The organism is Streptomyces incanus (assembly GCF_042656345.1).
GTDB lineage: Bacteria > Actinomycetota > Actinomycetes > Streptomycetales > Streptomycetaceae > Streptomyces > Streptomyces incanus.
The window spans coordinates 162,678-183,380 of sequence record NZ_JBHSPC010000100.1 but is presented as its reverse complement, the minus strand read 5'-3'; the positions used below and the strand labels follow the sequence as shown (position 1 = coordinate 183,380).

Sequence of the window (20,703 nt, the reverse complement as noted above, 5' to 3'; positions counted from 1 at the left end):
ATAGGTCCACACCGCGTGGGCACGCAGTGCCGACACCCCTTGATACGTCATCCACAGCGGGCGCCGCAGCTCCGTGTTCTCGCTCTGCGCCCAGGACCAGATGCCGTCCTGTTGCCCTGCGCGTACGCAGGCGGCCGCGCCGTCCAGCAGCTCCCGCCAGGTCTCCTCCAGGCCGCCTTGGCGGGCCACCTCCAGCGAGCCCCGGCACAGCAGGGCGCGTACGACCCAGGACGCGGTGAAGTGCCGTACGTTCAGCACCTCGTGGCGCGCCGGGTCGTCGGGACGGGGGCGGCGCACCTCGTCGCGGCCGTTCTCCAGGTCCCGGCAGTCGTGGTGCGCCGCGTCGGGGCAGGACAGCAGCCAGCGCACACCGTCCTCCCGGGCGGCCCGCACCGCCGGGCTCTCGCCCAGGACGCGTGCCGCCCGGTCGAGCGCGAGCACCGCCTGGGCGGTGTGCACCGGTGACGGGTGCGGGGGCGGCGGATCGAGCCGGTAACCCCAGCAGCGCAGACGGTTCCGGTGCGGATCGCTCACCGCCCCGTCGACGAGCGCCTCGCGCAGTACCGGCAGGGCGTCGCAGTCGGGCGCGGCGCGCAGCAGCCCGCGCAGCACCGTCGTCATCACGTGGGTCGACTCGCGTCCCGCGCGGTCGGCGTCATGGGTGAAGGCCGCCGTGCAGAGGTCCACCTCGCGCGCCAGCCGTCCGCCCCGGGACGCCCCCGCGCGGGCCAGCGCGCCCAGCACCAGCGCGGTCACCTCGGGCCGGGCCCGCGCGCCCTGCGACCGGGCCGACCAGCCGCCGTCCGGCAGCCGCAACCGCCAGAGCGTGTCGGCGAGTTCACCCGTGGAGAGGCGTCCGTCGGTCGTCCCCAGATCCAGCATGGTCTGCAGCCCGTACGCCGTCCCGACCGAGGTGGGGCGGGACGGGGAGCTCTCGCCCAGTGAGTGCGACCAGCCGACGAGCCGTCCGCGCTCCGGATCCTCGACGACCGACACCTCGCCGACGAGCGTGTCGTAGGTGGCCGCGAAGAGCTGAGGAAGCGGGCCGGGGACCTGGCTGCCGGCCGGGGGCGTGGTCCCGGTCGCGGGCCGCGGCAGCGGTCGCGGTGCCGGCGCTGTCGTGCGGGCCCGCAGCAGTGCCGCCGCGAGCCATGCGGAGAGCGCGGTGCCGAGGCCGCTCACCGAGGCGACCAGGTACTTCGCCGCCTCCCCGTCGACGGAGTCGGGCAGCACCTCGAACAGGAACTGGAACACGGCGTATCCGGCCGCCGCGCACCCCAGCCCACCCAGCCAGCCCACGAACCGGGTCGGCCGGGACGCCCCGTCGTCCGGGTCGGCGGGAGTGGGATCATCCGGGGGAGTGGGCCGCAACGGGCCGCGGCCGAGCTGCTGTTGGGACAAGGCGTGCTTCATCCCCCTTCCGTTGGACGGCATATGACGTCCACGTTCGTTCCATCTTAGGAAAACGGCTCCGGTTCAACGTCCGTACCGCTGTTTTCGCCGTCTCACACCCGGCACGGCCGCCCGATGCGTGACGGCGACCCGTGACGGCGGTGCGCGAGGGGGAGCTTGTCGCCTGTTCTGTGCCGGTGCGCGGCACCGCGTCTTTGGCGCGGGGCACGGAAACTCCAGTGCGCCACACGGCATCCGTGGTGTGCGACCTGCGGTGTCCGGACCGCGACCCGGGGCGACCGGAAGGGCGGGTGCGGTGAGCCGCCGCATCAGGGGCATGTGCCGCTCACCCCCACGTCGTACGACGTTCACGCGGTACCCCGATCCTCCACACGCGGGGTGATCGCGCCGCGGAAGACAGCCGCCCCCACCGGTGGCACCCAGGAGGCACTGATATGGGACACGGGCACACGCACGGCCACGGCCACGGTCACGCGCACGGGCCGCACCATCACCACCACGGGGACGGCCACCAGCACGAGGCGACGGCGCCGCTGCCCGCCGCCTTCGACACCTCCGTGCCCGACGAGGCCCTCTCCCCGGAGCAGAAGTCGCGCCGTACCCTGCTGCGCCGGGCCGGGCTGCTCGGCGTGGGCCTCACGGCCGGCAGCGTGCTGTCCTCGAGCACCGCGGCCGCCGCACCCGCCCAGTCCGGCGGGAACAGCCGCGGCAGCGGCCGGGGCAAGGGCAGGGGTTTCCTGTGGCTGGCCGGTGACCACCACATCCACACCCAGTACAGCAGCGACGGCAAGTACCGCGTCGTCGACCAGGTCCGCCAGGGTGCCAAGCACGGCATGGACTGGCTGGTCATCACCGACCACGGCAGCGAAACGCACGCCAGGATCGGCGTGGAGAAGGTGAACCCGGACATCAAGGAGGCCCGCGCCGCCCACAAGGACACCCTGGTCTTCCAGGGCCTGGAATGGAACATCCCGGCCGCCGAGCACGGCACCGTCTTCGTCCACCCCGGCCGCAACGAGGTCGCAGTCCTCAAGCAGTTCGAGAACGACTACGACGGCAGCGTGAAGGGCACCTCCGACTCCACCCCGGCCAACGAGGCGCTCGCCGTCGCGGGCCTGGAGTTCCTCGCCGAGCAGGTGAGACGGCGCAAGATCGACGACGCCCTGATGCTCGCCAACCACCCGGCGCGGCGCGGTGTCGACTCCCCGCACGAGATCCGCGCCTGGCGCGACGCCACCCCGGAGAGCCACCGGATCGCCGTCGGCTTCGAGGGCGCCCCCGGCCACCAGGCCGCCGGTCTGCCCGCGCCCCTCGGTATGGGCCGAGCCCGCGGCATCTACGACAACAACCCCAGCGCCAACTCCTTCGCCGGCTACCCGCTGGAGAGCTACCGCACCTGGGGCGGCTTCGACTGGATGACCGCCACCGTCGGCGGCCTGTGGGACAGCCTCCTCGCCGAGGGCCGCCCCTGGTGGATCACCGCCAACTCCGACTCCCACCAGGTCTACGCCGACACCGGGGCGCGCGGCACCGGCGGCGACTTCACCACCGACGGCCGCTACCCGGACCCTGTGTACAACGGGCAGATCGACATCACCCAGGGCGACTACTGGCCCGGCCAGTACAGCCGCACCCACGTCGGCGCCGACGGCTTCTCCTACGCCGCCGTCATGGACGGCATCCGCGCCGGCCGCATCTGGGTCGACCACGGCCAGCTCATCAGCGGCCTCGACGTCCGGGTCTCCGGCGACGGCCGCTGGGCCACCCTCGGCGGCGCGCTGCACGTCCGCAAGGGCACCAAGGTCACCCTGACCGCCGACGTGGCGCTCGCCGGCGGCACCAACTGGGCGGGCTTCCTACCGAAGCTGGCCCGCGTGGACGTCATCCAGGGCGACGTCACCGGCCCCGTCGCCGACAAGGACACCTTCACCGCGCCCACCGCGAAGGTCACCCGCTCGTACGACATCGACAAGACGGCCGGCACGGTCCGCGTCACGTACGACCTCGGCCGCGTCGACCGCCCGCTGTACGTCCGGCTGCGCGGCTCCGACGGCAACCGGTCCGCCGTCGGCGCGATGGGCGCCAAGGTCGACCCGGCGGGCCCCGCCATCGACGTCGTCGGCGACGCCGACCCCTGGCGCGACCTGTGGTTCTACTCCAACCCGGTATGGGTCCTGCCCGCGTGACACCCCGCGCCCACGCCCATACCCACGCCCTCACCGTCGACGCGGGTATCCGGGACCTGCGGAGCGCCGACCGTCTCATCCAGCGGCTGGCAGCCGAACTGGGCTTGTCGGAGGGGATGTTCGGCTGTACGCACCTGGTGCGCGGAGACCGCCCGCGGGTCACCGTCTCCCTGTCCCTGCCGTCGGAGCCGTACCTGCGCACCACGTGGGCGCGGCTCGCGGCGGGCGGGCACGGAGAGCTGTCGGCCGGCCTGCCCGACGCGTTCGGCCGGGCCGTGGTCTACCCGGGGGCGTCGGCGCTCACCGGCACGATGACGGTCGCGGAACTGGTCGCGGGGTCCGCGATCGACCACGTGACCGTCCTCGGCGCACCGGGCGCACCCGATCCCGGAACCCGGATGGTGACACGGGACCATGTCCGCCCGCAGTGGCAGCAGGGCGAGCTCGTCCTCGCCGCCACGCCGGCGAGGGGCGGCGCCCTCGTCCCCTTCGAGTCCCCGGATCCCACGCCCTGTTGCGCGGACCACTGACCGAACCCCACCCCGGCCCGCACGCCCGCACGCCGGCGTCCCCGTGCCGGCCCGCACCGCCGGGCCGGCACGGGGACGTTCGGTCACCTACCGGGGCAGGACACTCCGTGTGGCGACCCGCCCGCGCCCTCTCGGGCAGGACGCTCCCTGAAGGGGATCAGCTCGACCAGCATCGGGACTTGCGGCAGGGCATCCACGGGGAGAGGCAGCGGGCATGCGCATCCGTATCCGAAGCGACGGTGACAAGCGGACTCCGACGGCCCTTCAGGCATGTCTCGGGCGGGACCCGAAGGCCCGCCGCATCCCCGTCACGCCGGTGAGCGAGCCGGGCCCCACGACGGGCGCGCTCGACGCCACCGCCCTCGCCGTGCGGTGGCTCGGCTTCCACGGCGCCGACGGCAGGGCGGGACAGGCCCTGGCCGCCCACGTCTCGTTCCCCGGCCGCACGGCGGACAACGCGCGGCGGCGGTCGCCCGGTCGCCGACCTGGCTGGAACACCATGCGTCCGAGTGGCGGGCCCGCTTCGTACTCGAAGCCCTCCTGCGGCTGCCGGACCTCACCCCGGCGGTGGCCGGGGACCCCGGCCCGGCTGGACGATCATGTCGGCACGGGCGGGGACGGCGACAAGGACACCGCTGGGGAGGGTGCCGGCGCTGCCGGCTCCGGGGGCGGCAGCAGTTCCGCGGAGCCGGGCATGGACCCCCTGCCGGAAGCGCTGCTCGCCCGGCCGGACCTCGGGACGGACGACGACCGCCGGGCGCAGGCGTTCCGCGCCCGGCGTGAGGCGGCCGCCCGGCCTCAGCCGGAACCCTGTTCCGCGGAGAAGACGAACGAGAACTCCGCGGGCTCGGCCCTCAGCGCGTACCGCGGGAGCGGGCCCGGACCACAGGACTGCGAGCCGATGCCGTGCTGGGCGTGGTCGAGGTTCACCCACACCGTGTCACCGGGGACGAGATCGGTGAGGTGCCGGGCCGCGTCGAGCTGCTCGCTCGTCCAGGGACGGGCGGTGAACCAGAACTCGGGGTCGCCCTCGATCCGGAGCCCGCCGAGCTCCACCCGGCGTACGTCGGCCCGCGCCCCGTTCTCCTGCGGGCGGACATAGGGCGTCTGCAGGTCCGACACGCAGGCCTCCCACCGGCCCAGCCGCGACGCCGCCGAGGTGTCCGGATACGCCTCGCCGGGCCCGCCGCCGAACCAACGGGCGCTCCCGGTGACCGAGGCGTCCAGCCCGAAGCGGATCCCGAGCCGGGGCAGCGGCACCGTCCAGTCGCCCTCCGGCGAGACCGACACGGTCAGCCGTACGAGGGTGCCGTCGGAGGTCCAGCGGTACGTCACCCGCAGTCCCCCCTCACGTCCGGCCGGGGCCACTCGTGTCCGCACGACCAGCGCCTCACCGTCGCTTCCACCGGCGCCTCCACCGGCACTGCCACTGCCCGCCTCGACGGCGACCGTCCGGTGCCGCATGCGGTGCAGTCCCCACTCCCGCCAGAGCGGCCCGTACCGGGTGTCCGGCTGCCAGGGCGCGCCGTCGTCGTTGTCGGTCGTCGCCCGCCACACGTCGAGGCGCAGCCCGTCCACCGCGACACCGGCGATCGTGCGCACCGCGCCGGTACGGGCGTCGAAGGAGGCGGAGCCCAGCGTGATCCGGTCGTCGTCGGCGACGGGCCGTACGCCGGACCCGGACCCCACCGCGGGCACGGCTGTCCGGTGGGCCACCGTCCCCTGCCCCCAAGCCACTTCGTGGCCCGCTCCCGCCCAGGGCGTGTCGTCGGCGAGCAGGGCGCGTACCGTCCAATGGACCTCCGCGCCCCTGCCGTCCGGCGCCTCGGGCAGCTTGACCTCCGCCGACTCCCCGGGGGCGAGCGGTGGCACGGCGAGCCGGTGGGTGCCGGCCGGCTGCCCGTCCACCTGGTGGGAGCACGTGAACTCCAGGGCGGACAGGTCGGCGAAGTCGTACCGGCTGGTCACCCGCACGGTGCCGGCCACGTCACCGGCCTCGATCCGGACCGGCTCGATCACCTTCTTGTACTCGATCAGCCCCGGCGACGGCGTACGGTCCGGGAACAGCAGCCCGTCGCACACGAAGTTGCCGTCGTGCAGCTCCTCGCCGAAGTCGCCGCCGTAGGCGTAGCCGAGCTCGGGATGCCGGACGCCGTGGTCGATCCACTCCCAGACGAAGCCGCCCTGGAGCCGGTCGTACCGCTCGAACAGGGCCTGGTAGTCGGCGAGTCCGCCGGGGCCGTTGCCCATGGCGTGCGCGTACTCGCAGAGGATGAGCGGGAGCCGGCGCCTTCGCCGGGAGCCGCCGTCGAGCCCGCGGGCGACCCGCTCCACCTCGGTGTGCGGCAGATACATCCGTGAATAGACGTCCGTGTCACGGCAGTCGAAGTCGCCCTCGTAGTGCACCGGGCGGGCCGGGTCCCGGGAGTGGATCCAGTCGGCCATCGCGGTCAGACCGCGGCCGGTGCCCGCCTCGTTGCCGAGCGACCACATCACGACCGACGGGTGGTTCTTGTCCCGCTCGACCATGCGGGCGGCACGGTCGAGCAGGGCGGGGGTCCAGCGGTCGTCGTCGGTGGGGTTGTCGCGCCAGTCCTGCTCGACGAAGCCGTGGGTCTCCAGGTCGCACTCGTCGACGACCCACAGCCCGTATTCGTCGCAGAGGTCGAGGAAGGCGGGATGCGGCGGGTAGTGGGAGGTGCGGACGGCGTTGATGTTGTGCCGCTTCATCAGCAGCACGTCCTCGCGCATGGTGTCCGCGTCGAGCGCGCGGCCCCGCTCGGGATGCCACTCGTGCCGGTTGACCCCCTTGAAGAGGACCGCCTTCCCGTTGACCTTGATCAGGCCGTCCTCCAGGGCGACGGTGCGGAACCCGACCCGCAGCGGGACGCGTTCACCGGCCGTGGCGAGCGCCCCGTCGTAGAGGCGGGGCCTCTCCGCCGACCAGGGATCGACCGGCAGTGCCACCGGCTCCCCGGTCGCGACATCGATGCCCAGCTCCGGTACGGTCACCCGCCCGTCGGTGTCGGAGTCGACGCGCAGGGTGCCCTCCCCGGTGACATGGTCGTAGGAGGCGTGCACGAAGAAGTCGCCGGCGCAGCCCGCCGGCCGGTGCAGCAGCGCCACGTCACGGAAGATGCCGGGCAGCCACCACTGGTCCTGGTCCTCCAGATACGAACCGGCCGACCACTGGTGCACACGGACCGCGAGAACGTTCCCGGCGGGCTTCAGCAACGCCCCGACCGCGAACTCGTGCGGCAGCCGCGACCCCTTGAACTCCCCGATGTCCGTGCCGTTCAGCCACACCCGGGCACAGGACTCGACCCCGTCGAAGCGCAGCACGGCGTCGTCGCCCTCGGCCGGGGCGGGCCAGTCCTGAGGCAGGTCGAAGACGTGCAGATGGTCGCCGGTCGGGTTCTCGGTGGGGACGTACGGCGGATCGACGGGGAACGGGTAGAGGTGGTTCGTGTAGGCGGGGGCCCCGAAGGCGCCGTCGCCCTGGAGGACCCAGTGGCCGGGGACGGTCACCTCCGCCCAGTCGCCGGCGTCGTATCCGGGAGCGGTGAACGCGTCGTCCTCGGCGTCCGCGGTCGCCGACAGGCGCAGCCGCCAACTGCCGTTCAGCGAAAGGGACACCGCGTCCGAGGACGCGTACCGGGCGCGTGGGGGAAGGGTCCCGCGGCCGGGGGAGACGTCCTCGACGTAGTCGGTCGCCGTCGTGCGCAAAGACATCGGTCTCCTGACTCAGCCCTTGATGCCGGTCTGTGCGATGCCCTGGACGAGCCAGCGCTGGAGGAACAGGAAGACGCAGACCAGGGGCAGGATGGATATGGCCGTGGCCATGAAGATCAGATGGAAGTTGACGGTCTGGTTGGTCATGTAGGAGGAGAGGGCGACCTGGACGGTCCAGGCGCTCGGATCCTGGCCGATGACGAGCGGCCACAGGAAGGAGTTCCAGCCGCTGATGAAGGTGATCGTCGCGATGGCGGCGAAGAAGTTCAGCGAGTTCGGAACGACGACACGCCAGTACGCGCCCCAGTAGCCGAGCCCGTCCACCCGCGCCGCCTCCTCCAGCTCTCTGGGGAACCCCAGGAAGTACTGCCGGAAAAGGAAGCAGGTGAAACCGCTGAAGAGGCCCGGGATGATCAGGCCCCGGTAGCTGTCCACCCAGCCGAGGGACGACACGAGCACGAAACTGGGCACGAAGGTGACCGCCGTCGGCACCATCAGGGTCCCCAGCACGGCGTAGAAGACCTTGTTGGCATGCCGGTACGGGATGCGGGCCAGCCCGTACCCGGCGAGCGAGCAGACCAGCAGTGTGCCGACGGTATGCAGGATCCCGACGACCGCCGAGTTCCAGAGCGACCGGGCGAAGTCGACCGTCGGGTCGTCGAACGGCTCGGTGATGTTGCCCCACTGGATGTCGGACGGGAAGAACGTCCACTCCTCACCGGTGATCTCGGGATCGGTGGCCAGGGCGTTGCGGAGGATCAGGTAGAAGGGAACGAGGAAGAGGAGCGCGGCGAGGCAGGTCGCGGCGTACAGGCCCGCGGACCCGAGCACACTGCCGCGCCGGCGGCCACGCCTGCCCGACCGCCCGCTGTGAACGCCCCGACGCGGCCCGCTGCCCGCGGACCCTTCGGACCGGGAGGACCCGCCCGTCCCGGGTCCGGCCGTCCTTGGTGTACTGGCGCTCACCTGGCGTCCTCTCCCCGGCCGAACCCCATGAACCGGCCCTGCAACAGCGTCACCAGGCAGATCAGCAGCGTGAGGATCAGCGCGCCCGCGCTGCCCGCGCCGTAGTCCTGGTTGTCGCCCAGGGCCTTGTAGTACAGCTCGACCAGCGGCGGGCGCCCCCACGTGGTCTTGTTCAGCAGGTTGAAGAACTCGTCGAAGGCCTGGTAAGCGGCCACGAGCAGCAGCAGGACCACGGCCGTCGAGGTCGCTCGCAACTGCGGCAGGGTGACGTACCGGAACGTCTGCCAGCCGGGCCCGGCCCCGTCGATGGCGGCCGCCTCGTACAGCTCGCGCGGGATGTTCTGCAGCGCGGCCAGGAACAGGATCATGTAGAAACCGGCCTGGAGCCACAGCCGTACGGTCACGATGACCAGCCAGTACCAGGGCGGATTCGGGTCGGCCAGCCACGCGGTGTTGTCCACGCCGAACACGCCGAGCACGGTGTTCGCCAGACCGAAGCGGACCCCGTTGAAGAGGGACATCTTCCAGATGAGCGAGGCGGCGACATAACTCACCGCCGTCGGCAGGAAGAAGACCGAACGGAGGAAGGCCCGCATGAACCGCAGCCGGTTCACCGCGAGCGCGAGCGCCAGCGACAGCGCCCAGGTGGTCGGGACGATGATCGCCGCGAACACGGTGAAGGTGCCGAGGGAGCCCATGAACCCGTCGTCCGTCAGCATGACCCGGTAGTTCTCGAAGCCGATGAACTCGCTGGGGGTGACGGTGAACCGGGCCTCGAAGAAGGACAGCCACGCGCTCCACAGGATCGGCACGTAGACGAAGATCAGCAGGCCGAGGAGGAAGGGCCCGGTGAACAGCCAGAAGTTGAAGGTGCTGCTGGTCCGCAGCGGCCGGGGGGAGCCCTTGGCCGGGGCGGGGCGGCCGGCACCGCGCGCGGTGGTGGTCGACATCTCGTCGCTGCCCGTCCGCGGCCTATCCGAACAGCTTCTGCAGCTCGCGGTCGACCGTCGCGTCGGCCTTGTCGAGCGCGCTCTCCGGGTCACCGCCCTTGCGGACGCAGTCGGCGAGGACGTCCTCCAGGGCGGTGATCATGGCCTGTGTCCAGCCGATGTTGTCGAAGTGCCCGAACTCGTTGAACAGCCTGACGCCCTCGGCCGGCAGGCCCGACTTGAGCTTGTCGGCGGACTGGGCGATCGAGGTGCGCGGCGGGATGTGGAAGCCGTAGGAGAGCGACCAGTCCTCCTGGTACTCCTTCTGGTCGATCCACAGCCACTTCACGTACTCCTTGGCCGCCTCGACGTTCTTGCCCTTCGCGTTGACGAACATCGACCAACCGCCGTTGGTGACCGCCTGCTTGCCCGCGCCGGTGACCTTCGGGAAGGGGAAGATCCCGAGATCGTCGCCGAGCGCCTGCTGCATCTGCGGCATCGCCCACATGCCGCACCACTGGATGGCGGTGAGCCCCTGGTTGAGCGCGGAGGGGTCCCAGAAGTCGGTCGGCGCGTCAAGCAGTAGATCACCGCTGGTGAAGAGCTTGCGCAGGGTACGGAAACCCCCGACCACTCCGTCCGTGTGGTAAGCGATCTCGTTCTTCTCGTCGAGGGTGTCGGCGCCGGACGCCCAGATCATCGGGTTGACGATCGGGTGCAGGGTGTTGCCCAGGTAGATGCCCTTGACCTTGTCCGTGGTCAGTTCGGCGGCTGCCGCGAGGAGTTCGTCGAGCGTGGTGGGGACGCCGACACCCGCCTTCTCGAACATCGACCTGCGGTAGAAGAAGAACTGCGGGTCGTCGATCATCCGGACGCCGTAGATCTTCCCGTCGACCGTGTGCGACTGGATGTCCGCCGGGTTGAAGTCGTCCTTGACCGGCTCGACCAGATCGGTCAGGTCCGCCACCTGGCCGCTCTTGACGAGCTGGATCTGCGGATGGAACTCGAAGACGTCCGGGGCCTTGTCGGTGAGCAGGGAGGCGAACAGTTTGCTCTCGAAGTTGGAGCCCGTGATCCACTGCGTGGTCACGTCGGCCTCCTTGTAGGCCTTGGCGTAGCGCTTGACGGCCTGTTCCGTGCCGGCCTCGCCGTACGCGTGGAAGTACTGGACCAGGCGCTTGCCCGACCCCGGCCCGCCGTTCCGGCCGGTGTTGCCGCCGCACGCGGCGAGCCCACCGGCGGCAGCCAGACCCATGGCCGCCCGCAGTACGGAACGGCGGTCCCAGTAATGAGTACTCCATGCCGACATGTCGATGTCCTTGTCTCGAGTACGGCTCGAAAGGCAGGCGGGGCGGGCGGAGCGGGTGACCGGGGAGGGTGCGGGAAAGTGCGGGCGGCGCCGGCGGTACGGGGCGGTACGGGGTGGTGCACGCGGAGCTGCGGCATCTGCGGTGAACGGCGGACGGCGAACGGTTTCCGGGGGTGCGGCGGATGGCGCGGAAACGTCTGCGGTGCCGGACGTTAACCTTCGGCTAAGGCTTCGGCAAGGGGTTGGACAAAGCCCGTACGAAGCGTTGCGTGCCGTTCGGGATGACGAACGGGCCGACGGGGCAGGGGCGTTGAGGCCCGGGATGCGGGTGGCGGGTGCGAGGGACGCTACGGCCTGCCGCTGCCGCTGCCGCTGCCGCTGCCGGAGCCGCGGGTCCGCGCGGGTGCGGTGGCGCGCGTGCCGTGGCTCTTGCGCGCCGCCTGCAACGCGCCCTCCAGCGCGAACGTCGCCGCGCCCAGGCAGACCGGATCGGTGGGAATCGGGGAGAGCACGATCCGGGTGGCGGCCAGCGGGCGGCGCAGCGCGTGCCGGGTGACGGCCTCGCGCACCGCGCCGAGCAGGGGCTCGCCGAACGCGGCCGCGACCCAGCTGCTGAGCACGACCACCTCCGGGTTGAACAGGTTGATCAGGTCGGCGATCCCGGCACCGACGTAACGGGCGGTGTTCTCAAGGACCTTGACCGCCACCGGGTCGCCCGAGGCCACCCCCCGCGCCAGGGCGTCGACCGTGGCCGTCTGGTCGTCGGGACGCAGCAGCGGGCTGTGCGGGCTCACCTCCCGCAGGTTCAGCATGATCCCCGGCGCACCGGTGTACGTCTCGACGCAGCCGCGATTGCCGCAGTGGCACGGGCGCCCGTCCAGGACGAGCGTGGTGTGCCCCCACTCGCCCGCACTGTTGCTGACCCCCCGGTGCACCCCGCCGCCCAGGACCAGCCCGGCGCCCACCCCGGTCCCGAGGTTGACCACCACCGCGTCACCGCGCCCGCGCGCCGCCCCGAACCACAGCTCGGCCACCGCGCAGGCGCGCAACGGGTTGTCCAGGTAGAGCGGGTGGGAGATCCGCTCGGCGAGGAGGTCCTGCAGCGGCACGTCGTGCCAGTCCCAGTTCGGCGCGTACTCGCAGACGCCCGTGGCGCGGTCCACCTGGCCCGGCACACTCACCCCGGCCCCGAGCACCCGCGCGGACTCGATGCCGGCCCGCTCCACCACCGAGCCGACCGCCGAGGTCACATGGTCCACGACCTGTTCGGGCCGGTTCTCGCCGGGGCGCATCTCCTCGTCGGCGCGGGCCAGCACGTTCAGCGCCAGGTCGAACAGCTCGACCCGGACGTACGTCTCGGCGAGGTCGACGCCGATCAGGGCGCCGCCCGTCGCGTCGACGGCCACCAGACCGCGCGGACGGCCGCCGGCCGAGTCCTCGAAGCCGACCTCGGTGATCATGCCGAGGTCGAGCAGCTCGCCGACGAGGGTGGCGACCGTCGCGAGACTGAGCCCGGTGGCGGCTGCCAGCTCCTGCCGTGAGGTGGGGGACTCGGCGATGATCTGGCGCAGCACCTCGTAGCGGTTGGCGGTACGGATGTCCCGCGAGGTGCGCTTCACCGGAGGTGCCCCCATCCCTGCCGTGCCGGGCGGCGTCGGCACCGGCGCGCGGCAAGGCTATGGCCGGTGCCGACGTTCGACAAGGGGTTTGGAAAGGGGCTGTACGAAGGGGGCGGGGTCGGTCGGACGGTCAGTCGCCCAGGACGTCCCGCACGAACGCGTTGCTGAACTTGCCCTCCGGATCCAGCGACCGGGCCAGGGCTCGGAAGTCGCCCAGCCGCGGGTAGCGGGCACGGAGTTCGGCCGCCGGGGTGGTGAACACCTTTCCCCAGTGCGGCCGCGCGTCGAAGGGGGCCAGCGCCTCCTCCAGCCGCCGGACCACGGGCAGCACCGCGGGCGTGTCCGCCACCCAGGTGAAGTGGGCGGCCACGGTGTCCCGGTCGTAGGAAGGGCTGAGCCACTGGCCGTCGGTGGCCACGGTCCGCACCTCGCAGGTCTGCAGCACGGGGGCGACCGTCTCCCGGATGCCGTCGATCGCGTGCAGCATCTCGACGGCGAACCGGCGCGGCAGCAGATACTCCGACTGCAGCTCCGCCCCGCTGCTCGGGGTGAACTCCGCGCGGAAGTGCGGCAGCCGCTCGTGCCAGGGTCCCGGCACGCCGAACTGCTCCGTGCAGTTGACCGCCGGCATGCCCGGGACGGGATGCAGCTTCTCGGTCGCGGGCGCCGCCCAGGGGAAGTCCGGCAGCGGCTGGTCCGTACGCCGCTTCACCCACACCTGCCGGAAGCCCGGCGCCGCCCAGTCGGTGAACAGGCTCACGCTGTACGCGGCCGACATCACCGTCTCGAAGGCGGCGAGGTCCAGCCCGTCGAGCGGCAGTTCGGTGAAGAGGTGCTGCTCTACGTCGAACGCCGGCTCCAGGTCCAGGGTGAGTGCCGTGACGACACCGAGTGCCCCGAGCGAGGTGACCGCACCGCCGAACCGGGCCTCGTCCTCGCGGCCGATCCGTATCGCCGAACCGTCCGCCGTGATCAGCTCCACCTCGCGTACCACCGAGGAGAGCGGGCCGTTGCCGACCCCGGAGCCGTGTGTGCCGGTGGCTACCGAACCGGCCACCGAGATGTGCGGCAGCGACGCCATGTTCGGCAGCGCGAGCCCTCGCTCGTGCACCCGGCGGGCCAGCTCCGCGTACCGCACGCCGCCGCCCACCCGTACCGTCCGGGCCGTCGTGTCCACGTCGACCTGGGCGGGCAGGCCGTCGAGCGAGAGCAGGACGCCGGCCTCGCCCGGCTCGGCGATCTCGTTGAAGGAGTGCCCGCTACCCAGGGCCCGCACCCGGCTGCTCCCGGCGACCAGCGCGCGCAGCGCGTCCAGGGTGTGCGGGCGGTGCAGCTCCTTGGCGGCGTACGTGATGTTGCCCGCCCAGTTGGTCACGGTCCCGGTCATCTGAGTCCTTTCGTGGAAACTCCCGCCTTCAGGAGGAGGAAACGAAACTCCTGTGGAGCAGGACATCGAGCGGGGTTCCGCCGTCAAGGCGGAAAACCGTGCCCTGACCGGCGGATTTGATACTCACAGGCAGTCCCGCTAGTTTGTGAGCGTGACCACAGCGTATGTGAAGCGGGCGTTCAAGTACCGCTTCCGTCCGACCGATGCGCAGGCGGCCGAACTGTCGCGCACGTTCGGATGCGTGCGGAAGGTCTACAACCTGGCGCTGGCGGCCCGCACCGAGGCGTGGGCGCGGCGGGAGCGGATCAACTACAACCAGACGTCGGCGTTGCTGACGGCCTGGAAGAAGACCGAGGAGCTCGCCTACCTGAACGAGGTCTCCTCGGTCCCGCTCCAGCAGTGCCTGCGCCACCTGCAGATGGCGTTCACCGGCTTCTTCGGCAAGCGGGCGAAGTATCCGCGCTTCAAGTCGAAGAAGAAGTCCCGGAAGTCCGCCGAGTACACCACCAGCGGTTTCCGCTTCCGCGAGGGGAAGCTGACGCTGGCGAAAATGGCCGAGCCGCTGGACCTCGTGTGGTCCCGTCCGCTCCCCGAGGGGGCGACGCCCTCCACGGTCACCGTGTCGCAGGACGCGGCCGGGCGCTGGTTCGTGTCCCTGCTGTGCGAGGACCCGACCGTGCAGCCGCTGCCTGCCGCGGATGCGGCGGTCGGCGTCGACGTGGGTCTGAAGCACCTTCTGACCCTGTCCACCGGCGAGAAGATCGCCAACCCGAGACACGAGCGACGCGACCGTACCCGGCTCGCCAAGGCCCAGCGGAACCTCGCGAAAAAGGCCAAAGGAGACGGAGCCAACCGGCACAAGGCCCGGATCAGGGTCGCAAAGATCTACGCCCGGATCACCGACCGGCGCCGGGACCTGCTGCACAAGCTGACCACTCGACTCGTGCGTGAGAACCAAACGCTCGTGATCGAGGACCTGGCCGTGCGCAACATGGTCAGGAACCGGAACCTGGCCCGTGCCATCAGTGATGCCGCGTGGTCGGAGTTCCGGAGCATGCTGGAGTACAAGGCCGCCTGGTACGGGCGGGACGTCGTGGCCGTGGACCGCTTCTTTCCCTCCTCCAGGCTGTGTTCCCACTGCGGCGCCCTGCAGGACAGGCTGCCGCTGCAGGTCCGCACCTGGACCTGTGACTGCGGCGCGACCCATGACCGGGACGTGAACGCGGCGCAGAACCTTCTGGCCGTCGGACTGACGGTGTCGGCCTGTGGAGCCGGTGTAAGACCTCAACGGAGAACTCCGGGCGGGCAGTCGGCAGTGAAGCAGGAAACCCCACGGCGCGAGCCGTAGGAATCCCCCTCCTCCAGGAGGGGGAGGAAGTCAACCGTCGTCCTTCCCCGAGGTGCGGGACCGAAGAGGTCCCCGCCCGAATTTATCGCGGGGCCCGGGGTACGTGTCGCCCGGGCACCTCCCCGCGAGGGCCGGCCCGGGACCCGCACGGCACCGAAGCCGGCAGACGCCCGGGAGACGTACTGTTTCCGCAGGTCCGGGGAAGTGCCCCAGGTCACGTCGGGGCCCCGGCACCACGGACCGGGGGGCGGGGGCATACCGTGAGGAGTCGTACGTCCGAGCCGGGAGTCGTACGTCCGAGCCGGAAGGAGACACGGGATGGGCAGCGGCAGCCGTACCGCGCTGGTCGAGGATCTGATGGAGCGGTTTCCGCATGTGCCACGCGAGGCCGTTTTCAAAGAGGACCTGCTCCGGGGCGGAATCGCCTTCGATCCGTCCGCCCTCAGCGACAACGAGAGCGGTGACGTCAAACCGAAGTCGTACTTCATCTTCTCCTTCGACCACGGCACTCTGCCCGAGTTGGGTGAGGCCGCGCTCCGGCGTCCGCCCGAGGAGATCATCCTCACCGGCGGCCCCTACGACCTGCGCCGCACCGTCGTCTCCGTCCGGGTGAACCCCTCCTCCCCGTACCGGGTCGCCGCGGACGAGGACGGCGTGCTCGGGCTCTACCTCGACGGGAAGCGCATCTCGGACGTCGGCGTGCCGCCGATGCCCGAGTACTACCGGCACACCCTCGCCAGCGGGAAGTCGGTCATGGAGGTGGCCCCGACCATCCAGTGGGGCTACCTGATCTACCTGACCGTCTTCCGGGTCTGCCAGTACTTCGGCGCCAAGGAGGAGTGCCAGTACTGCGACATCAACCACAACTGGCGCCAGCACAAGGCGGCCGGCCGGCCCTACACCGGGGTCAAGGACGTCGAGGAGGTCCTCGAGGCGCTGGAGATCATCGACCGGTACGACACGGCGAAGGCGTCCACCGCCTACACGCTGACCGGCGGCGCGATCACCAAGACGGTCGCCGGCCGTGACGAGGCCGACTTCTACGGGCACTACGCCAAGGCCATCGAGGAGCGCTTCCCCGGCCGCTGGATCGGCAAGGTCGTCGCCCAGGCGCTGCCCAGGGACGACGTGCAGCGCTTCAAGGACTACGGCGTGCAGATCTACCACCCCAACTACGAGGTGTGGGACCGCCGCCTGTTCGAGCTGTACTGCCCCGGCAAGGAGCGCTACGTCGGCCGCGACGAGTGGCACAAGCGCATCCTGGACTCCGCGGACATCTTCGGCGCGCGCAATGTGATCCCCAACTTCGTGGCGGGCGTGGAGATGGCCGAGCCGTTCGGCTTCACCACCGTCGACGAGGCCATCGCCTCGACCACCGAGGGCCTGCGCTTCTTCATGTCGCACGGCATCACACCCCGCTTCACCACCTGGTGCCCAGAGCCGACGACCCCGCTCGGCAAGGCCAACCCGCAGGGCGCGCCGCTGGAGTACCACATCCGGCTGCTCGAGGCCTACCGCGCGACGATGGACGACTTCGGCCTGTCCTCGCCCCCCGGCTACGGTGAGCCCGGACCGGGACGCGCGGTGTTCTCCGTCAGCTCCTTCATGGACAGCCTCCCGGCACAGGAGCCCGCCGAGGCGTGAGACCCGAGCGGGCTGCCGAGAGGGCCGCGAAGGCCTGAGACGGTTCAAGGGGAAGAAGCGGAGAAGCGGAGAAAAACAAGGAAGGCCGGAACCGAGACGTTCCGGCCTTCCTTGCGTATCCTCCGGCGTGGGGCGCGCGCGAGGGGCGCGTACGCGGGCGTCGTGCTGCCCAAAGCGGAGACAGTGCTTGTCAGTTGTGTCGAGAGCGTGAAAAGCTCGTCCATCGCCCCGAGGGTCACCCAACTATGCCGCCAATGTGGCGAGTTGACCTCGTTCGTGGATGCAGGAGACTTATGCCCGACCTGCCGGCCCCCCAGGACGCCACCGAGACGGCGCTGTTCTCGGAGTGCTGGGACGCGGTGCTCTCGTACGCCGATCTCTGCACGGCCGGCTCCACCGCCGCCGCGCAACTCGCGCGGGAAGCGTTCGCACAAGGTATACGGGAGGTGCGCGAGGCGGAGGCGAGTACCGTGCGCGGCACCGGCCGCCGAGCGTCCCGGCTGCCCCGAATACCCCTGCTGCTGGCCGCCGTTCGCGCCACCGCGGCGGACTGGGAGGACACCGGCCAGGGACACCGGCTCGATCCCGACCTGCGGCTGTGGCTCCACTCCGACAAGGCCGCCCGGTACACCGGCCCGCCGCTGAGCCGCCCGGTCGCCCTGCGCGGACTGCGCGATCTGCAACAGGCCGACGCCGAACTGCTCTGGCTGGCCGAGGCGGAGTCCCTGCCACTGTCCCTGGTCGCCCGCCGGCTCGGCCTCGACCCCGCCACCGCAGCCGACGAACTCGCCCAGGTCCGCCGCCTGTTCCGGGACCGCTGCCACCGCAACCACCTCGACTCCCCGATGGACGCCGAGTGCCGCAGCTACGCCCGGCTGCTGGACGCCGTCACCCGCTCGCCCGCCGCCGACACCCCCGACGACCTGTCCCGGCACCTCGCCACCTGCGTGCAGTGCGCGGAGGCGGCGGCCTGCCTCCGGCCGCACGGCGGCGGACTGCCCGTCGCGCTCACCGGCGGGGTCATCGGCTGGGGCGGTCTTGCCTACCTGGAGCGCCGCCGCCGTGCGACCGAGGCACGCCTCGGTCCCGGCCGCCCCGACGGCCCCGACGCGGGCGGCGCCCCGGCCGACGGATCGGACCGGGCGCGGGCCGTGCGCAACGGACTGATGATCGCCGCCGTCCTGGTGTCGGGGCTCGCGCTCACGGTCTCCCTCATGCAGCTCGGCGGCGCGGAGGACGACAGCGCGACCCGCCCCGACGCCGACCGCCAGGTGGTGGCCGACCCGGACCCGTACCCGCCCGCGGGCCCCGGCGTCCCACCCGTCTCGGCCTCGGACACCGCTCCCTCCACCGGCGGGAAACCCCCCGCCGGCAGTCCCGTCCCGGAGCGGTCGGACCCCGGCACCGCATCCGACCGCGACCCCGAGCCCGATCCCGAACCCCAGGGCAGCACCTCCGCCACGGCCTCCCCGTCCCGGACCACCGCGCCCAGCGAGCCGGCCGTCTGCCATGCCACGTACGACCTGGGCAACCAGTGGCCCGACGGCTTCCAGGCCACCGTGACCGTCACCACGGCAGCGCCCCTCGACTCCTGGCGCGTCGCCTTCACCTTCCGGGACGGCCAGCGCGTGACCCAGATGTGGGACGCCGAAGCGAGCCAGGAGAGTTCCCGCGTCACCGCCACCGCCGCCGACTACAACAAGACGGTCCCCGCCGGCGGAAAACTGGCCTTCGGCTTCCTCGCCTCCTGGGCCGGCAAGAACTCCCCGCCCACCGACATCACCCTCAACGGCCGCCCCTGCGCGACCGGGTGACGGGGCCCGGCGGCACTCGCAGGGCGGGGCCTGCCGGGCGGCGCGCCGTCACCATCGCCGACCCGGCCGACCTTCGGGCGCCTGGGGCTCCCACCAGGTCTGCCGACCTCCACAGCCCCCGTTCATCCCTCGGGAACGCGCAGCCGGGCCGGGCCGTACCGCGGTCGGGAGAGGGCCGATTCCTGCTGCTGCCGGGTCATCTGCGTAAGGTCGGCCGGTGGATGTGGAGTGTGCGCCGCCGCTACGTGGGGTGGCGCATGCCGCCGCACACCAGCTCGGGGCGGTACAGATCCCCTCGCGAGAGTCCTGTGCCGCGGGCGGCAGGGGCGGCAGGGGCGGCGTAGGTCCGGTGAGGTGCTTACCCGCGCCGGGCGGTGGGTCGAGGACGGTGCCGGAAAAGGGTTGGCCGCCCGGGTGGTCGGGCCTCTAGGCTGTGGCGCGGAAGTGAGCAGGGCCGTTGGCTACCGCTGTTGTCGGTGTGTGGTGAAAGGGAGGTGTGACCGATGGCTGTCTCCGTGATGGGTGCTGTCTGCATCCGGACGTTCGTTCATCCCACCTCCGTGGCCCTCGGCTGACACCTTTCTTCTGCCGCGCCTGTGACGCGCGGTGCCGGGGCCGCCCTTCGAAGGGTTTCCCTTGAACCTCTCCTCTTCTCCGTCGGCTTCCTCGCATCCTCTCGTTCCCCTCGGCTGGGACGAGGAGTGGGAGGCCGTGTTCTCCTCGTACGGCGCGCGGGGGCTGCTGTCCGGCCGCGTGGTGCGGGTCGACCGCGGGCAGTGCGATGTCGTCACCGGTGACGGGACCGTGCGGGCCGACACCGCGTTCGTCACTCCGCACGACCCCCTGCGGGTCGTGTGCACCGGGGACTGGGTCGCCGTCGACCCGGCCGGGAGTACGCCGAGGTACGTGCGGGCGTACCTTCCGCGGCGTACCGCCTTCGTGCGTTCCACCTCCTCCAAGCGGTCCGAGGGTCAGATCCTCGCCGCCAACGTCGACCACGCCGTCATCGCCGTCTCACTCGCCGCCGAACTGGACCTGGCCCGGATCGAGCGGTTCCTCGCGCTCGCCTGGGAGTCCGGGGCGCAGCCGGTGGTCGTGCTCACCAAGGCCGACCTCGTGCCGGACCCGGTGACGCTGGGGCACCTGGTCCAGGACGTGGAGACCAGCGCGCCCGGCGTGCCGGTGCTCGCCGTCAGCGCGCGGGAGGGGGAGGGGCTGGATGTCCTCACCGGGGTCGCCGCCGGTGGCACGTCCGTATTGATCGGCCAGTCCGGCGCCGGCAAGTCCACCCTCGCCAACGCGCTCCTCGGCGAGGACGTGATGGACGTACGGGCCACCCGCGACGTCGACGGCAAGGGCCGCCACACCACGACCACCCGCAACCTGCTCGTCCTGCCCGGAGGGGGAGTCCTCATCGACACCCCGGGCCTGCGGGGCGTCGGCCTCTGGGACGCGGGCAGCGGCGTCGGCCAAGTGTTCTCCGAGATCGAGGAGTTCGCCGAGGGCTGCCGCTTCCACGACTGCGCCCACGAGAGCGAGCCGGGCTGCGCGGTCCTCGAGGCCGTCGAGACCGGCGCCCTCCCGGAGCGCCGGCTGGAGAGCTACCGCAAGCTGCTCCGGGAGAACCGGCGCATCGTCGCCAAGACCGACGCACGCCTGCGTGCGGAGATCCGCAAGGACTGGAAGCGGAAGGGGGCGATGGGCAGGGCCGCCATGGAGGCGAAGAGGGGCGGTGGCGGCAGGCAGTTCTAGCGTCCGCCCCGGGCAGGTTCCGGCTCCGGCGGCGCACGTCCGTCCGTGGCCTGTCCGCAGGCTGCTCGCCTTCA

13 protein-coding genes are annotated in these 20,703 nt (G+C 71.7%); 6 read left to right on the top strand and 7 right to left on the bottom strand.

Annotated features, from left to right (window positions below):
* Positions 1–1,413, bottom strand: a 1,413-nt coding sequence (locus tag ACFP2V_RS29510) for a prenyltransferase/squalene oxidase repeat-containing protein (RefSeq protein ID WP_381218338.1), incomplete at its 3' end; no start/stop codon positions are given.
* A gap of 434 nt (positions 1,414–1,847) precedes the next feature.
* Here ACFP2V_RS29510 and ACFP2V_RS29505 point away from each other — a divergent pair.
* The gene (locus tag ACFP2V_RS29505) at positions 1,848–3,599 is read left to right on the top strand and encodes a PHP domain-containing protein (RefSeq protein WP_381218337.1); all 1,752 of its coding nucleotides are present in this window, start codon (positions 1,848–1,850) and stop codon (positions 3,597–3,599) included.
* A complete protein-coding gene (locus ACFP2V_RS29500) occupies positions 3,596–4,129 on the top strand; it encodes a hypothetical protein (protein WP_381218336.1) in 534 nt (177 codons plus the stop codon). Before ACFP2V_RS29505 ends, ACFP2V_RS29500 begins: the two co-directional genes overlap by 4 nt.
* A 798-nt stretch (positions 4,130–4,927) precedes the next feature.
* Here the strand turns inward: ACFP2V_RS29500 and ACFP2V_RS29495 are convergent.
* The 6 genes from ACFP2V_RS29495 to ACFP2V_RS29470 all read right to left on the bottom strand — a co-directional run bounded on the left by ACFP2V_RS29495 (position 4,928) and on the right by ACFP2V_RS29470 (position 14,071).
* A complete protein-coding gene (locus ACFP2V_RS29495; protein ID WP_381218335.1) occupies positions 4,928–7,861 on the bottom strand; it encodes a glycoside hydrolase family 2 TIM barrel-domain containing protein in 2,934 nt (977 codons plus the stop codon).
* A 12-nt stretch (positions 7,862–7,873) separates the two neighbouring features.
* Positions 7,874–8,692: a carbohydrate ABC transporter permease gene (locus ACFP2V_RS29490; RefSeq protein ID WP_381218334.1), complete on the bottom strand. Its 819-nt coding sequence runs from the start codon at positions 8,690–8,692 to the stop codon at positions 7,874–7,876.
* Between the two features lie 131 nt (positions 8,693–8,823).
* Positions 8,824–9,777: a carbohydrate ABC transporter permease gene (locus ACFP2V_RS29485; RefSeq protein ID WP_381218333.1), complete on the bottom strand. Its 954-nt coding sequence runs from the start codon at positions 9,775–9,777 to the stop codon at positions 8,824–8,826.
* A gap of 22 nt (positions 9,778–9,799) precedes the next feature.
* Positions 9,800–11,065, bottom strand: a complete 1,266-nt coding sequence (locus ACFP2V_RS29480; RefSeq protein ID WP_381218332.1) for an ABC transporter substrate-binding protein — start codon at positions 11,063–11,065, stop codon at positions 9,800–9,802.
* A 347-nt stretch (positions 11,066–11,412) separates the two neighbouring features.
* On the bottom strand, positions 11,413–12,699 hold the full coding sequence (locus ACFP2V_RS29475; protein ID WP_381218363.1) for an ROK family transcriptional regulator: 1,287 nt from the start codon (positions 12,697–12,699) through the stop codon (positions 11,413–11,415).
* Between the two features lie 115 nt (positions 12,700–12,814).
* Complete coding sequence (locus ACFP2V_RS29470; protein ID WP_381218331.1) at positions 12,815–14,071, bottom strand: FAD-binding protein; 1,257 nt, start codon at positions 14,069–14,071, stop codon at positions 12,815–12,817.
* Positions 14,072–14,216: 145 nt separating this feature from the next.
* Here ACFP2V_RS29470 and ACFP2V_RS29465 point away from each other — a divergent pair, with 145 nt between their 5' ends.
* The 4 genes from ACFP2V_RS29465 to rsgA all read left to right on the top strand — a co-directional run bounded on the left by ACFP2V_RS29465 (position 14,217) and on the right by rsgA (position 20,629).
* A complete protein-coding gene (locus ACFP2V_RS29465; protein ID WP_381218330.1) occupies positions 14,217–15,419 on the top strand; it encodes an RNA-guided endonuclease InsQ/TnpB family protein in 1,203 nt (400 codons plus the stop codon).
* A 318-nt stretch (positions 15,420–15,737) separates the two neighbouring features.
* A complete protein-coding gene (locus ACFP2V_RS29460; protein ID WP_381218329.1) occupies positions 15,738–17,063 on the top strand; it encodes a radical SAM protein in 1,326 nt (441 codons plus the stop codon).
* Between the two features lie 293 nt (positions 17,064–17,356).
* Positions 17,357–18,877 carry a cellulose binding domain-containing protein gene (locus ACFP2V_RS29455; protein ID WP_381218328.1) on the top strand — a complete coding sequence of 507 codons (1,521 nt, stop codon included), beginning with the start codon at positions 17,357–17,359 and terminating at the stop codon, positions 18,875–18,877.
* 636 nt (positions 18,878–19,513) lie between these two features.
* A complete protein-coding gene (rsgA, locus tag ACFP2V_RS29450; RefSeq protein ID WP_381218327.1) occupies positions 19,514–20,629 on the top strand; it encodes a ribosome small subunit-dependent GTPase A in 1,116 nt (371 codons plus the stop codon).
* The last annotated feature ends 74 nt before the right edge of the window (positions 20,630–20,703 follow it).

What these genes read in the sequence shown, in the direction of transcription:
- ACFP2V_RS29460 (WP_381218329.1), top strand. Translation starts at nt 15,738, where the DNA reads ATGGGCAGCGGCAGCCGTACCGCGCTGGTCGAGGATCTGATGGAGCGG.
- ACFP2V_RS29495 (WP_381218335.1), bottom strand. Translation starts at nt 7,861, where the DNA reads ATGTCTTTGCGCACGACGGCGACCGACTACGTCGAGGACGTCTCCCCC.
- ACFP2V_RS29455 (WP_381218328.1), top strand. Translation starts at nt 17,357, where the DNA reads ATGCCCGACCTGCCGGCCCCCCAGGACGCCACCGAGACGGCGCTGTTC.
- ACFP2V_RS29505 (WP_381218337.1), top strand. Translation starts at nt 1,848, where the DNA reads ATGGGACACGGGCACACGCACGGCCACGGCCACGGTCACGCGCACGGG.
- ACFP2V_RS29475 (WP_381218363.1), bottom strand. Translation starts at nt 12,699, where the DNA reads ATGGGGGCACCTCCGGTGAAGCGCACCTCGCGGGACATCCGTACCGCC.
- ACFP2V_RS29485 (WP_381218333.1), bottom strand. Translation starts at nt 9,777, where the DNA reads ATGTCGACCACCACCGCGCGCGGTGCCGGCCGCCCCGCCCCGGCCAAG.
- ACFP2V_RS29470 (WP_381218331.1), bottom strand. Translation starts at nt 14,071, where the DNA reads ATGACCGGGACCGTGACCAACTGGGCGGGCAACATCACGTACGCCGCC.
- ACFP2V_RS29480 (WP_381218332.1), bottom strand. Translation starts at nt 11,065, where the DNA reads ATGTCGGCATGGAGTACTCATTACTGGGACCGCCGTTCCGTACTGCGG.